This window comes from Halegenticoccus soli (assembly GCF_002844195.1).
In the GTDB taxonomy this organism is placed as follows: domain Archaea; phylum Halobacteriota; class Halobacteria; order Halobacteriales; family Haloferacaceae; genus Halegenticoccus; species Halegenticoccus soli.
Map to the genome: position 1 here is coordinate 465,953 of NZ_PEND01000003.1, position 14,438 is coordinate 480,390.

10 protein-coding genes and 1 tRNA gene are annotated in these 14,438 nt (G+C 54.0%); 1 reads left to right on the forward strand and 10 read right to left on the reverse strand.

What is annotated here, in order from left to right; all coding sequences use genetic code 11:
- Nucleotides 1-316 precede the first annotated feature (316 nt).
- From CNO20_RS10775 to CNO20_RS10795, 5 genes are all read right to left on the reverse strand, one after another.
- On the reverse strand, nt 317-1,264 hold the full coding sequence (locus tag CNO20_RS10775; RefSeq protein WP_101296116.1) for an ADP-ribosylglycohydrolase family protein: 948 nt from the start codon (nt 1,262-1,264) through the stop codon (nt 317-319).
- A 298-nt stretch (nt 1,265-1,562) separates the two neighbouring features.
- Nucleotides 1,563-2,804, reverse strand: coding sequence for an MFS transporter (locus tag CNO20_RS10780; RefSeq protein WP_101296117.1), 1,242 nt, complete (start codon nt 2,802-2,804; stop codon nt 1,563-1,565).
- A gap of 275 nt (nt 2,805-3,079) precedes the next feature.
- Nucleotides 3,080-3,154, reverse strand: a tRNA-Met gene (locus CNO20_RS10785).
- Nucleotides 3,155-3,969: 815 nt separating this feature from the next.
- On the reverse strand, nt 3,970-4,164 hold the full coding sequence (locus CNO20_RS10790; protein WP_101296118.1) for a universal stress protein: 195 nt from the start codon (nt 4,162-4,164) through the stop codon (nt 3,970-3,972).
- Nucleotides 4,165-4,306: 142 nt separating this feature from the next.
- Nucleotides 4,307-5,650 (reverse strand): RNase J family beta-CASP ribonuclease, encoded by a 1,344-nt coding sequence (locus CNO20_RS10795; protein ID WP_101296119.1) that lies wholly within the window; start codon nt 5,648-5,650, stop codon nt 4,307-4,309.
- A gap of 563 nt (nt 5,651-6,213) precedes the next feature.
- Here CNO20_RS10795 and CNO20_RS10800 point away from each other — a divergent pair.
- The gene (locus CNO20_RS10800) at nt 6,214-8,418 is read left to right on the forward strand and encodes an amino acid permease (RefSeq protein WP_101296120.1); all 2,205 of its coding nucleotides are present in this window, start codon (nt 6,214-6,216) and stop codon (nt 8,416-8,418) included.
- A gap of 308 nt (nt 8,419-8,726) precedes the next feature.
- On the opposite strand, the gene CNO20_RS10805 is transcribed toward CNO20_RS10800, so the two are convergent.
- The 5 genes from CNO20_RS10805 to CNO20_RS10825 all read right to left on the reverse strand — a co-directional run bounded on the left by CNO20_RS10805 (nt 8,727) and on the right by CNO20_RS10825 (nt 13,479).
- Entirely contained in the window at nt 8,727-9,227 is a 501-nt protein-coding gene (locus CNO20_RS10805) for a macro domain-containing protein (RefSeq protein ID WP_101296121.1), read from the reverse strand.
- Nucleotides 9,228-10,836: 1,609 nt separating this feature from the next.
- Complete coding sequence (locus CNO20_RS23830) at nt 10,837-11,286, reverse strand: hypothetical protein (protein WP_101296122.1); 450 nt, start codon at nt 11,284-11,286, stop codon at nt 10,837-10,839.
- Nucleotides 11,287-11,289: 3 nt separating this feature from the next.
- Nucleotides 11,290-11,829 (reverse strand): DUF7342 family protein, encoded by a 540-nt coding sequence (locus CNO20_RS10815; RefSeq protein WP_101296207.1) that lies wholly within the window; start codon nt 11,827-11,829, stop codon nt 11,290-11,292.
- Between the two features lie 296 nt (nt 11,830-12,125).
- Nucleotides 12,126-12,530 (reverse strand): DUF7970 domain-containing protein, encoded by a 405-nt coding sequence (locus CNO20_RS10820; RefSeq protein ID WP_101296123.1) that lies wholly within the window; start codon nt 12,528-12,530, stop codon nt 12,126-12,128.
- Nucleotides 12,523-13,479 (reverse strand): ParA family protein, encoded by a 957-nt coding sequence (locus CNO20_RS10825; protein ID WP_101296124.1) that lies wholly within the window; start codon nt 13,477-13,479, stop codon nt 12,523-12,525. Before CNO20_RS10825 ends, CNO20_RS10820 begins: the two co-directional genes overlap by 8 nt.
- Nucleotides 13,480-14,438 lie beyond the last annotated feature (959 nt).

The following is a 14,438-nucleotide window of genomic DNA, read 5'->3' on the forward strand; positions in this document are numbered from 1 at the left end:
GGCCTCATTGGGCACTACCCACCATGAAGCGACGTTAGTTCACCTACGGTGACTACCTCTAATCTATTGCGCGTTGTACTTAATTCTTCGCACGAACGCTCGCTGGCACCAGTATTAACGACTAGAAGTGAGTTGAACTTGGTCCCAAAGCTATATAACTGAAATTTGTCACTTAGTATTCAGGCCCACATCAGGCCCTCTCGTGCCTCTGAGCCCTTCGGACCATTTCACGTGTCTGTTGACACTGAGGGACTTCCACAAAAACCACACAAACAGCTCCAACACTATGCGTTTTCAATGATCAGACTGAGAAGCATTATCTCGAGAAAAGGTCGCTGGCTTCCGTGGCATCAACTTGCTTCCAGAGAGTACGAGCAAGCTGCGTCAATTCATTGGAATGGTCGACCGTATCGATCCAGCGTTGCGGAAGCGAGGAGACACCGTGTCTGGCACCAGCGACCGCCCCTGCAATAGCTGCGACCGTGTCAGTATCACCTCCGGCATTGACCGCATTGATGATTGCAGATTGTGCATCAGGAGCAGTAAGCCCATAGTAGAGTGCTGTCCGAAGCGTGTCCACCACGTATCCCGATGGCTCGAGAGCTGCGGGATCGACGTCGTCAGGAAGAGCAGAAAGCGTTTCAATGAGTTCGCGTGGTGCGTCTTCCTCTACACGGCTCAGTGCAATTGAAAGAGGGTCTTCACGGCCGGTGAGAATTCCAGCAAGCGTGAGATTCAGCACTGAACACCCGTACGTACAGCGCAAATCAGCGTGGGTGAGAAGCGACGAATGCCGACTCACAGAGTCAAGAAAACCGAAATTAGTTGGATACGTGACGGCAAGCGGTGCACATCGCATCACACTTCCATTGCCAGCATTCGTCCCTTCAGCACTTTCGCTCCAAACGCGTTTCCCAGTGATCTCCCACGGTTCGCCTGCATCAATTCGGTGGAGAACCTTCCGTGTCATCCGTCCACCGCCAAATGCGCCCTCTCTATACCACTCGACAAAGCGGCTTACGATATCTTTGGGATCGTAGGTGCCTTGGTGTGCCAAACTCCGTGCAATACATAAGGCCAACTCCGTATCGTCAGTTACTGTCCCAGGTGAACGGTCGTGGACGCCACCTCCCACCATCTCAGTGAGTGTCCCATAGGTGGCTTGAATCTGATCGGCTGACAATCCCTCGACTGGACGACCGAGTGCGTCACCACAGGCGAGGCCGAGGAAGACACCGGTAGCGTGGGTAACTTGGCGAGCCATAGTTAGACGTACTGGTTCCAGATACCTGTCTGTTTGCTTGATTCGGTGATGCTAACTCACTCGATTTATGTAGGATTCTCCGTGAACTGCCTCGGGGTCAAGCCCCGAGGCACCCGGCCTGCTCCGCCTGTAGAAGAGAGCTGTGCGATGACGTCAGTCATGTATAAATCCTAGGACGCTTCGTTTCCGCAAAGTCTGTCTGATCCGGTCGATTATTCAGCTCTGATTCGAGCGTTCTCCGCTCGTCAGAAGTGATGGGAGTGGGCCAAAGCACCGTTACAAGCGACTTCCGAGAAATTCACCAGTGGGTGAGCGCATGGCGCCCATATTGGGATGAGAGAACGAAAAAGAAGGTAAGAACGCCACTCAGTGCAGCAGCACCACCAAGGAAGAAGACCCACTCCATTCCACTCGTACTCATGAGATAGCCCCCAATGAGAGGAGCAATAATAGTGCCTGGCCGCCAGACAAGCGACCGAATCCCAAAGCTACTGGCAATACCCTCTCCAATGCCTTCGTCAGCAAACAGTGCCATACTCGCAGGTTCACGGAAACTATCCGCCACGCCGAGGAGTCCGTTTAAAAGGATCACGACAAGGTATGTTGCCGACTGCTGGCCGAGCCCGAGTACCCCTGTAGGAAGCCCTAACAACTGGCCAAGCGCTGGAGCAAACGGAATGGCAAGCGCGAGGAGGCCATAGAGCCCGCCCCCGACAAACACAAAGAGAGCCCGACCAAACCGGTCAGAAAGACGGCCAGTGTAGGGCTGACAGAGCATATTCGTGAATTTCTCAACCGCAAGGACAGTACCAACGATGAAGGCGCTCAGTCCGAGCCCGCCACGGGCTGCTGACACACCAACATAAATCGGGATCCATTTACGCACGAGTGTCACGGAAACGGCGTACTGCGCGCGAAAGCTTGTCAGCGTAAGGATTCGTTTATTGAAGGCAAGTTCAGCGAACGCAAAGCCACCAACAGAGGTATCGTCTGCATCGAGATACCGCCAGACACCGAGGAATGCGAGCATGAGCAACAGCGCGAGGATCACAAACACAGCGGTGAACCCATAGTGGGTGTACAGCACCCCTGCACCGAGTGTCCCGATGATACCGGCCGCCATCCGCCAGGAATTGTACTTTCCAATGTAGGTTGCGCGATCGGTAGTCGGTGCCAATTCACCAATCAAGGCTAAACTCAAGAGTCCAGTGCCGACGATGCCGAGTCCTTGAAGTGTCCGTGCGGCGATGAACCCAATGCTCGTTGAGATCACCGCGAAGAAGAGATACGATGCAATGCTCAGGAGAAGTGCACCCAGGAGCAGTGTTCGCTTATCGTATCTGTCCCCTGCCCACCCCAACGGAACGATAGCTACCGTCCGGCCAACAGCAAGGGCAGTGATAAACAGTCCCACGACAAATCCCGAGGGGTTGAGAATGTCGATATAGGTAGGAAGGAGCGTAAGGACGGAGATGAATCCGAGACTGGCTGCAAATCGAGTCAAATACAGCGAATAGAATTGAAACTCTCGTGAGCCCATCTGATCTCTGCTTACCGCAGAAAAGCAAAAGCGCTTCTGAAGCCAGCAAAATAACGAGGGCAGAATGACTAGTTCAGTGAGTACGCTGTCAGGGTGAAATAAACGTGGAAAACGGCTCTTGTTATTTTGAGACGCATCCCCTTTGGTTCTCGGCCGATTAAGGCTGGAGTTAGCAACGAGAAGCGACTTACTCCTATCTCTGAGCGCTGGGTAGAGTGGAGAAGTCGAGCTCTTCAGGACGAACTACCTCAGATTGAGGAAGCGAGATCTATCGATAGCGGGAGGTGGATTTGAACCACCGGTCTCCAGATCATGAGCCTGGCGGAATCTCCTGGCTATCCCATCCCGCTACTACAGTAATTCGACACAGACAAAATAAGCGTTAAGAAGTTAGTCTCGTGTGGGGAGTAGTGACTTGATTACCTCGGCTGTCTGATCCACCGCCAAACGACTTGCTCGGACAGCTTGTGGTACTCGCCTTTCGCGACACTTTGGCAGTTTTCGCATGCCAACTCGAAGATTCTGTACGTATCTAGTTCAACCTCACAGTGCTCGCCACACTCAGGACAGGAAACAGCCGGCGATACCATTACGCCCGAGTTCTTACTCTTGAACTATATCACTACGTATTCTGCCCTGTCGCTTGCTCAATAGCACTTGGAGTTCGTTTATCTACCCTACGTACGATAACTGGGATAGCGAGCCAGTCGGGCAACTTGTGACTGTAGAATGCAGAGTACTCTTTTTCCACCCCTCAATAAACATCCGTATCGTACTATAGATCACGTTCGGCACGGAACCCCAACGATTAAGCGAATTGAGTGAAGACAAGCTAGTATCAATACGCTCGCCAGGTGTGAGACTCAGCCAAGCGGGTGAAAACGGTACGTGCCCGATGAGGCTTTGCGGCTGAGGGCACGTAGAGACTCTCTCCGGTGATTCGTTCCGCAGGCACACCGGAGGTCCCACGGTCGCCATACGTGGTAGAACGAATGAACAGGTCCGCTGGGAGTCTGCTCCCCAGACAGGACTGATGTCTGCTCTTTCGCCCTATTTTTGACTCGTATGGCGCTCGCACTATGTGTCAGACATAAAATATCATATAGAACATAAATGGATAAAGAACGGCGCAAGTGAAGGCGCAGAGGGTCACATACGATAGTCGTTAGGTCGAACTCACCACGGCGACAGCGGAGTCCGCATTTCGGATGATATATTCGGAGGTGTGGCCGAGGAACGCCCGTCGCGACGTCGGGCGGATACTCGTCTCCATCACAATGAGATCGTTCTGGTTTTCCGCCGCTAGGTCAACGAGTTCGTCCTCGGGCTCGCGATCAGAGACGATCACGTTTGTTCGCACCTCCGCCCCCGTTTATCGACCGAGCTGGGCCTCTTCGTCGACGATTTCGACGTCGATGTCACGGGCTTCTTGTAAATCCGGCCGGACCAACACCACCAGCCACCCAACATCGGATGATAGTTGGGAATACGACCCCGCCGACCTAGACTAACTGGAGAATGTTTCCATTCGAGGTGATATGGAGATCACGGCCGATCTCGTACCCCTGACTCCCGGCCAGATCAACGTAGCCGGAGAACCCGCTCATATTCTGGTGAGCAGGGATGACGTGCTGGGGTTGGAGCGCATCGAGCATCGCGTAGTGGCCTTCTTGTGCCAGATGGCCCGAAACGTGGACGTCATCGTACACCCGTGCGCCCTGCATTCCGAGCAACTTCTCAGATTGGTACCGCTGGCCCTCGTTCGTCGGTTCGGGGATCACGCGGGCAGAGAAAATCACCTTGTCACCCTGATCGAGTTCGTACGGCGTTTCACCGCGTCCCATCCGAGTAAGCATCGCGCGCGGTTCGCCTTGATGGCCCGTCACAACGGGCAAGAAGTGCTCTTTGCCTTCGTCCATAATCCGTTTGAACGTACGATCGATGGACTTCCGATGTCCGTACATCCCGAGATCATCGGGGAACGTTGCGGCGCCGATCCGTTCGGCCGTTCCGGAGTATTTCTCCATTGACCGACCAAGGAGAACGGGCTGGCGGCCGATGTCTTTAGCGAATTCCACAAGACTCGTTACACGAGCGATGTGGCTCGAGAACGTCGTCGCAACGATGCCACCGTCATACTCTTCGAGGCTCCGCATAACGTCCTGGAGCTGACTTCGGGCGACAGCCTCACTTGGTGTACGGCCCTTCCTGTTCGCGTTTGTGCAATCTTCGATGTAACAGAGTACGCCGTTCCCTTGCCGACCGATCTCTCGGAAGCGCTCCATATCAATCGGATCGCCGATGACGGGCGTGTGGTCGATGCGCTTGTCGAGACCGTAAACGACGGCGCCTTCCGGGGTGTGGAGAACGGGATTAATAGCGTCAATAACCGAGTGGGTAACGTTGACGAATTCGAGTTCACACCGCTCACCGATCTTCATTGTTTCGCCAGCGTCCATCTCGAGAAGGTCGTTCTGGACGTCGAACTTCCCCTCGTCCTGAATCTCGTTTTTAACAAGTTCGAGTGTGAACGGGGTAGCAACGATCGGTGCATTGTACCGGTGCGCTAGTTTGCTGATTGCGCCAATGTGGTCGAGATGGCCGTGCGTAGGAACAATCGCTTGGACGTCGCCCTCAAGCTCGGACATGATTCGATCGTCGGGGATTGCGCCCATGTCGATAAGATCGAGCGAGTGCATGCGCTCGGTTGCAATGTTGTCATGAATCAGTACCTTCGAGAGATTGAGTCCCATGTCGAAGACAACGATGTTGTCGCCGGCACGGACAGCCGTCATCTGACGGCCAACTTCTTCGTAGCCGCCAATGGTCGCAATTTCGATTTCCATAGTTGGGGTCCGATCAGAGCAGTCCCAGAACTCGTCAAAGTACGCCTGGTGAAGGAGAGGAGGTATGAACTAGGATTTCGACAGTCGATCAGTATGGAATCGCAATAATCGACGTGTCTGGGTTACATAGCCTTCTCGGGGACAACGCGTATTTCGGTTACGTGGAGACTGACGGCCACGACGTAAATACCCTCTGAAATCGGGTCTTTTGGCTTGGATGGTCGTCACCACGATGCGTAGTCGTCATGAATTCGGTTTCTCCTCGCTCCCATTATGAAGGCGGTCTTCTGCTCCCTATCGATTTGCGTGGGTGTCCCTGAGATGGAATTCGAGTCGTTTATGCCCTAGGCGTTTGATGTCTTTCTTGAATCGGTTTGTGACCCTCGTAGGGACGTTTTCTTCATCTCTCAAGTCAATATCTCTGATGAGTGGTACAACACGCAACACGGCCTCGATGATAAAGTACTCTCTCAAGAGGGTACCGTGGACGGGGACGCTCGTCGAACAAGAAGTAACCACCTGTCACAGATCAGTACCTGAGTGAGCATCCAACGAGAGACCCAATGACAAAAGATCTCGAACGAGACCTCGGCCTTCCCGCGGTCCTGGCCATTAGTATCGGCGCAATGATCGGGAGCGGAATTTTTATTCTCCCAGCCTTAGCGATCAAAATCGCAGGTCCCGGAGTCGTTCTTGCCTATCTAGTTGCCGGACTGCTCGTGGTTCCTGCAGCGTTGAGCAAGTCCGAGATGGCAACGGCGATGCCTGAGGCTGGCGGGACGTACATATACATCGAACGGGGAATGGGACCGTTACTGGGAACTGTCGCCGGCGTCGGAACGTGGTTCTCCCTCGCATTCAAGGGTGCCTTGGCCCTCGTCGGCGGCGTTCCGTACCTCGTTCTCCTCTTCGATTTGCCAGTCAGACCCGTGGCGCTCACGCTCGCAATCGTCCTCATCGTCGTCAATATGCTCGGAGTCAAACAGACTGGCCGACTCCAAGTCGCCATCGTCGTCGTCATGCTCGCTGCACTCGTCTGGTTCATTTTCGGTGGGACTCCTGCTGTCACGATGGCACAGTACGACGGATTTTTCGACGACGGCATTGGTGGATTACTCGCCGCGACGGGGCTCGTCTTCGTATCCTATGCAGGGGTGACAAAGGTCGCAAGCGTCGCTGAAGAAGTCGAACGGCCCAGCCGCAACATCCCAATTGGGATCCTTGGATCGCTGGTCTTCACTACGATCTTGTACGTACTCATCGTGGCCGTTATGGTCGGTGTCTCGTCTCTCGAGGATCTCGCAGAGACAGAAACGCCAATGGCGATCGCCGCTGACGCGACACTCGCGCAGGCGGGAGTTATTGCGGTCGTTCTCGCGGCGATCCTTGCGCTCATCAGCACCGCGAACGCTGGTATCCTTTCGTCCTCTCGGTATCCCTTTGCGATGAGTCGAGACAACCTTGCCCCTGCTCGGTTTGCTGCTGTGAGCGATCGGTTCCAAACGCCAACGACGGCAATCACGCTGACCGGCGGCGTAATGCTCGTACTGATTGCATTCGTCCCGATCCTCGAAATTGCAAAGCTTGCAAGCGCATTCCAGATTCTCGTGTTCGTCCTTATCAACGTGGCCCTAATCGCGTTCCGCCGCGCCGAGCTCGACGACTACGAGCCGGCATTTGAATCTCCGCTCTATCCAGTAATGCAACTCTTCGGTATCTTCAGTGGACTCGTGCTCCTTACGCAGATGGGGACGATCGCACTCGTTGGTGCGGTTGTCATCACGGGCGGGAGTATCATCTGGTACTGGTTCTATGCGCGCCCGCGAACTGATCGTGAAGGTGTTGCCGTGGACACGATTCGCCGCAAGACTGGTCGAAGCGCCATCGGTCGGACGGAAGCGTCGCTCGCTCCAGCGGCCTACGATGTCGTTGTTGCTCTTACAGAAGGGACAACCGAGGAGCGCGAACGGCGGCTCGTTCACATCGCTGCCGACATGGCCCGAAAGCACGATGGCGGTGTCACAGTTGTGCAGTTCGACGAAGTGCCGGACCAGATCCCACTCGACTACGCGTCCGAAACGCAGTCGCCAGCCGATCTTCGATTTGAGGCACAGACGGACCACGTTTCAGCGGAGTTCGATGTTCTGATCCAGTACGGTGAAATAGTCAGCCACGACACAAGACACGCGATCGTGAACTTCGCGCAGCACGAACGAGCCGATGCGATCCTTATGGAACGTCAACCGGGACGACTTCGCCACCGATTCCTCGGTAGCCCGGTCGAGTGGATTCTTCGCCACGCACCGTGCGACGTCGTCCTCGTCGAAGATCGTGAGTTCGATGACGTCTCCGAAATCACGGTGCTGACCGATCAAGGCCCGTACGACCCCTCGAAGGTCCGGATTGCAGATGCTCTTGCGAGCGAACTGGGTGTGGCTGTCCGGCTTGTGTACGCGGTCGAGTCCTCAGTCACGACTGATTTCAAGCGGACTATTGAGGATTACCACTCGGAACTTGTTGACCTGTGTTCGGCCCCCGTCACGACCGAAATCGCCGAGACCGATGGCTCGATACAGGATCTCAGCTCCATCGCACAATCGGCTGAGTTCCTCGTCATGAGCCGGAACCACAAGCTGCGGTACGAGTTCCAAAGCAGCCCCACCGACCGGGTGATCGACGCTGTAGAGTGTCCCGCACTCGGCGTCCACACTCACGAATCAGACCGTCCCGGTCTCCTCGGTCGGCTTGTCGAACGTATCGTCTTCTGAGTCTCGGAACCACACTCGACGACCGTCGTCGGTCAGGCCGTGTAAGAATTCACCTTTTGCCCTCATGCAACCTCCCTACGCCAGGTATAACTCGAATGTGGCCCCTCCCCGCTACGCGGGGGCGTCACTGCCACCGTCACCGAGGACGAAATCGCGCTGGTGAGTGCGACCGTGAGTACCGACGGCCGAAGAGCCGTCGACAATGCGGTTTAGGAAGCGTCCGAGACGGCGGTTGCGTGACCAAAAACAGCCAGCAGGAATAGCCCACGTTGTAATTCGACCACATACTATCAAGGATAGTGTCTTGATTAGAACTGGTCTGCGATTTCGACGAGGGTCTGATATTCTGACTCCGAGTACGCGATGACGCGGACATCAGTCAGTGTCGTCGGCTCGTACGCCCAAACTTCTTCGCAGACGAGTTGGGCACCAGACTCAAAATCAAAGCCGGCGGCTCCCGTTCCGAGAATTGGAACGACGAGCGACTCACAGTTGAGTTCGTCAGCTTTTTTGAGCGCTTTGCGAGTCGCGTCGCGAATGCTCTCTGACGTCGCTCGTCCGTCACCGTAGTGCGGCATGGCAGCCGCATGGATTACGTACTCCGCATCGAGTTCGTAGGCGTCAGTGACCGCAACCTCGCCAAGGTCGACTGGTCCCTTCGAGACAGCTTCCTCATTGATCGGCCCTTTCGCGCCACGTCGAAGGGCGCCGGCGACACCACTGCCCATCTGAAGACTCGTCCCTGCGGCGTTCACGAGGACGTCTGCTCGTTGCGTGGCGATGTCTCCCTGAACAACAGTGAACTCCATGGTAGACCATAGGTAGGCAAAGTAGTAAAATCCCAACTCCGAGTGTCAATCCACGACGTTTCTTTGCCCTCACAGAAGAAGTAGTATTTCATACGGGTGGGCTGATGACTCAATGAAAGCGCCAGCGTAAAACAGCGTCGTTAGGCCTCCATGACCATCTCCTCACTGTTCTAGGCGGCCACCGACAGCAACGAGATGGCCAGTTTCCGAACGCTGGAAGTCGAACGTCCTCACTAATGCGTTCAGGTTTCCTATTTATATTCTGCATGAAGGGCTGAGGAGACCGTCATCACCGCTACGCTTCTCGACGGGTTGTAGTTACACTTCCCCGAAGAACTGGAGATCAAGACGAGCATCGTTCAAAACCGGTCCTGGACCTGTGCGATACCGCCGAACACAACGTTGAGCCTGTACCGTTCTGGAAGCTGGATAGGTAGGATACTGCCGACAACATTGCTGCCCCCGCCGCCTCCGAATCCGAGTGCTAAGTCGGACTCGAAGAGTGCTTCGAGCAAGTTTATTCCCGTTCACTCTTTCAAACTTTCAAAGTGATCTGCTGCCACGTGAGCGTTAATCGTCGGTGGCAGGCATTTCATTAACGGGCGGTTCGAGTCCGTATATCTCTATGGAGTTTATAGACCGTCTAAAGCGCAGATAATTGGAGGTGAGAGCACTGGTGCCGGTGAGTACACGTGAGAACGACCCCCTATAATTTAGATCACAAAAGCATCTTAGACGTTACTGAAGGAAGACAATTAGAGCCTGTGAGTTGTATCCAGAACTGCGAGAGTTTGCGGTGACAGTACGTAGTAATTCAACTCGGCACTGCATTTCGCGTTGGAGGCATGCTTGTTGAGTAGCCAGCCACTCTGGGATTGAGCACTACAATTCCGGATATAAGATATAATCCCAACCTATGGGGCTCCCAATAACCACCAGACGACCCACTATTCCCGAACTTTAGTCCTAGAAAACACCCCAAAAGAGGTGATAGATACCGCCGATCCCATCAGAATGGGGGTGGATCTGTCGCACCCACCCAACCACTCAGGCCCTTCGTCGTCGTATCTCTCATTGCACTCTTACCGTTGGCACTGATCGTAGCCGCTTGCATCGTTGAACCACTGCCAATCTAGTGATTACAGACTCGCCTTCCAGCTGCGATTACTCCATCGTTCCGTTCTACACTTCATAAACCACATACTGATTAAAGAACGTGCGCTCTGGCAGTTGCGAATGAGTCTCGCCAAGAAAACTCCTACAGTCTCCTACTTCGAGGAATGGTCGAGAAGTTCCCGCGCCAAGTCTACAGATAATACAGGCTGAGTACCTGAGACTTGACCTTAGGGTAGTTCACAGAAACAAGCTAATGTGGGTCTCAGGACAGGTACCAGCGACGTCTCTCCTCAGGGAAGATCATAGAAAACCCAACGGTAGCTTCCGAACTGGCTATGCTATTTAGGCTATTCTTTCAATTTGTGAATGTTATTCGATTTGCGGAATTCCTGAAGTAAGAGGGGGCCCAGGATAGTCCTTGGCAAATTTTCGCACGCGTCGGGAATAGGAGAAAGAGGCTACTCTTTCTGCTATTCTGACCTTGAGCCACAAATTAGAACCCTTGATGGAACTCCGGGAGAACGTCTTCAAGGAGCTCTTCTATGATCTCCCAAAGAATGAGAGACGGGGTTTCGTGCTCAAATGTGACGCCCCACCGACCTTCAGCTTCCCCTGCCGAGTACTGGAAGTGGGCACGACCGAGATCGGGGTGATCTTCGTCTTGATGCCATCCAGCATGAAATCCCGTATTTGGATCGCTATAGTTTACGCGAAACCAGTCATGAGGACTCTGGCGATACCACGTAACGATGAGTTCCGGCGACTTCGGCCCAGTCGGTGGGTCAAGACGAGTCGGTTCAAACGTCGCTTTCAGTTGTTTCGCCTCAACGTCGTTCGGAAGGTATTCGACAGTCGCTACGTAAGGGACGCGGTCAAGAACGTCACGCTTGAGCTGTTCGTACAAGTGAGCGTTCGGATCACCGCCAGGGTGGGGGACTGACATCCGTCAGTTACCGGCCTCGGCGCGTTCTGCAGGGGTCAGGAGATCCCACTCGCGGATGGCGAGGCCAACGACCTGGATGCGTCGCTGGAGATGGTCCCACTCGCGTGCGATGTCACGTCGCCGGGTCTCTTCGTCGGGGCCAAGCTCCTCGTCAGCGAGTGTTGCCCGGAGTTGATTCGGTGAGTCGACGTTGAACTCAGTCTTCCACTCTCGGATTTGGGCTTTCATCTTTGCGAGTCGGTTGGTCAACTCGTCGGCAGTGCGGCTCCCATCACGGAGTCGCATTGCCTCCTGCATCATCTGATGACGGTAATCTGGGTAGTACGTGGTGTGAGCACCACGGTCATCCCGCCGAAGGATGCCATCGTCGACAAGACGCTCCAAAACCCGCTTCGTCGGTTCATGCGACCACTTTGCTTCTGATGCGATCCAGTTGACAGTCTTCGGCTCGGCCAGCTGCCGAGCGACCATTCGGACGCGATCTTCACCCGTAGTCTGGCGGTCAATTAGCCCGTTCCCTGAGTCCCGTGTATCGTCAGTCATGTCTCTTACTTCGGCCTCTGTCCACATATAGATTGAGCCTCTTTCGACCTATATCGAATACTAATGGAATCAAACTCGGTTAGCGTTCTGTTGGGTAAGGATAGAACAATAGACTATTTGTGCTATTTGAATATTCCAAGAAGATTGTACGATTTACACGAACTCTGGAATTCATCTACTGATGAACTCAAGACGAAGCAGGAGTTTCGAAGCGACTTGAATCGGGACTAAGAAATAGCATGAATAGAAGAAATAGAAAAGACAGTATTAAGAACAAGAATAGCAATCTATTGGTGCTATTTTTGAATCGCGTCTTCGCGTGCCTGCTCAAACCGTTCGGCGACCTCAGCAACGAGATCTTCTTCAACTACCGTCCGTAACAACGCATCAGTCATTTCACGAACAACGATGTTCTGATAGCCTCGCTGATTAAGATCGCGCTCCAACTCATAGTTGAGCCATGAGTCAAAGTTCTCAATGGTCTCTTTGCGGGCGTAGAAAGGCCGCTGAAGTGCTGCCTCATATGAGAACGCCGTCTCAGTCATTGGGTCACGATCCTCTAGGTGATCTCCATCGTAATCCTTAGTTGTCGTACTCGTAGTTGCTGGATTAGATGATTGCTGAGAAGATTGAGACTCGTCTTGCTGGTCGGGAGTGTCCTCTAGTGTCTCACCGAGATCAGCAAATGGATCGTCAGTCATGTCTCACCACCTCGCCAGCTTCGACGATGTGCGCGAGTTCGGCGAAACACTTGAGCTGATCGCAGTCGGGGTCATAGTCTAAGAGCGGCATCCGCTCTCCGTATGCTTTCGTGATGCTCGTTCGGTCTCGAATGCCTGGTGTGAGTTCGTTGTCGCCAGCGCCGACAGCCTCCCAGTCAGTAATCCGTGCAAAATTCGGGATTCGATCCTGCAAGCTGTCGTGAGAGTTGAGTCGTTCGAGGAGCTTGCGGTCCTGGGTCTGGTGGTCGATCCGTTCACTCAGCATGTTCGGAACGAGTGCGAGAACGTCGACGTTCAGATGTTTGCGCAAGGGAGCAATCTGCCGCTCAATAGTTCGCTCAAGGCCAGACATAGCCTCGTTGCCAGGCGCGAGCGGCAGAACCAAATTCGTCGTTGCAACGAGGGCATTATCGGTCAACCGTGACCGATACGCAGGAGAGTCGGTCACGACATAGTCATACACCTCGTCGAGCATCGGGTCAACAACCTCTCGCTTCAACAAGGCAGACGGTTGGAAGACGTCACCGACGACGATTTCTCGTTCAACCTGCTCAAGGTCCTCACTCGATGGGAGAAGATCGAATTCATAGCCAGTTTCATAAATGATAGAAGCAGGATCTGCGTCATCGAAGAAGACATCACCGATACTCTCGGTTGTATCATGATAGTGGTTGTCAAAGCCGAGCCCGACTGAAGCGTGCCCGTTCGGGTCAAGATCAATAAGAAGCACGTCATGACCGTGAGCAGCCAGTTGTCGCGCGAGATTCACTGCAATGGTGGACTTTCCTACCCCACCCTTGAGCATACAGACAGAAACCGCCCGTGAAGTTCCGTCTGTGTTGATCGATTGGTAGGGGGTAGTTAGATGAGTCGTACTATTCGTACTATTCGTTCGAGTTAAGCTATTCCTGCTATTCGTCCCAGTCATTCTATTCAGAAATAGAATCTCATGAGCACATATATCTATGGGTGCCAGATAGACGCCACCATGATAAGAGCTCAAATATCCCAAATAGGTAAAATAGCATAGAAAGTATTCTACTCGAAAATAGCGTGTGGTTTCCTCGTTCGCAGCTATCCTACGATCTCTGCGGACGATTCCTGTCGGTGGTTACGCGTTGAGTACAAAGCTCCGTCCCGCAGGGTTGGACAGGGCAAGCAATCTAATTGAACACGTGAGTTTCCGAGCTGAGATCAAAAACCGCGAAGCTCTCCCGTGGTGACTTCCGCTGCTCCACACTTTGAAAGTGGTAGCCGTGAACTACCCTGTCCTACCGTGCTCGGGGCTACTCGCCCCTCGCTTATCGAGGACAGGGCTTCCTGGTTCTGCGTCGGCACGTGCACCCGACGTGGGCATAGCGGTTCCAGACTCCGCAGGCGACTTCCCTTCACAGGTGGTTCGGAGTGTCCTACTCCTCCCAGATGGACACTCGGCCACACCCGACGGTGCGCGCTTCGTGTCGTCGTTCGAAAGGCACGACGCGCCTTTCGTGATGACGAAACGGCAGAGCCGTTTCGAACCACGCGTGAACACCATCGGAAGCGTGGTGAGCATCGTACTATCCTTAGCAACCGCACAGAGAGTAACTGTAACGGAGATGGTGTCTGAGAACCGTGCGGGCGTCGCCAGAACGCGGAGCGTTCTGGCTGCCAACCAGAAGCCTGCGGCTTCTGGTGACGTTGACGAGACGCAAAGCGTCTCGTTCGCACACAAGAGCGAAGCTCTTGTGAACGCTGTCTCCCCTCCCTACTCGCTCCCGTTGGTCGCTCGCTGAGGAAGGGAACTTAGCGCCTCAATTCAGCTAAACCGGTGTTGCCAGTAACGAAATCGAACTCAACTACACTAGTTGCACTACCTCGTACCAAGTAGCGGTCAATCTCCTCGCC

Coding starts and splice junctions, on each gene's coding strand:
- CNO20_RS10775 (WP_101296116.1), bottom strand. CDS start 1,264: ATGGCTCGCCAAGTTACCCACGCTACCGGTGTCTTCCTCGGCCTCGCC.
- CNO20_RS10780 (WP_101296117.1), bottom strand. CDS start 2,804: ATGGGCTCACGAGAGTTTCAATTCTATTCGCTGTATTTGACTCGATTT.
- CNO20_RS10795 (WP_101296119.1), bottom strand. CDS start 5,650: ATGGAAATCGAAATTGCGACCATTGGCGGCTACGAAGAAGTTGGCCGT.
- CNO20_RS10800 (WP_101296120.1), top strand. CDS start 6,214: ATGACAAAAGATCTCGAACGAGACCTCGGCCTTCCCGCGGTCCTGGCC.
- CNO20_RS10805 (WP_101296121.1), bottom strand. CDS start 9,227: ATGGAGTTCACTGTTGTTCAGGGAGACATCGCCACGCAACGAGCAGAC.
- CNO20_RS23830 (WP_101296122.1), bottom strand. CDS start 11,286: ATGTCAGTCCCCCACCCTGGCGGTGATCCGAACGCTCACTTGTACGAA.
- CNO20_RS10815 (WP_101296207.1), bottom strand. CDS start 11,829: ATGACTGACGATACACGGGACTCAGGGAACGGGCTAATTGACCGCCAG.
- CNO20_RS10820 (WP_101296123.1), bottom strand. CDS start 12,530: ATGACTGACGATCCATTTGCTGATCTCGGTGAGACACTAGAGGACACT.
- CNO20_RS10825 (WP_101296124.1), bottom strand. CDS start 13,479: ATGACTGGGACGAATAGCAGGAATAGCTTAACTCGAACGAATAGTACG.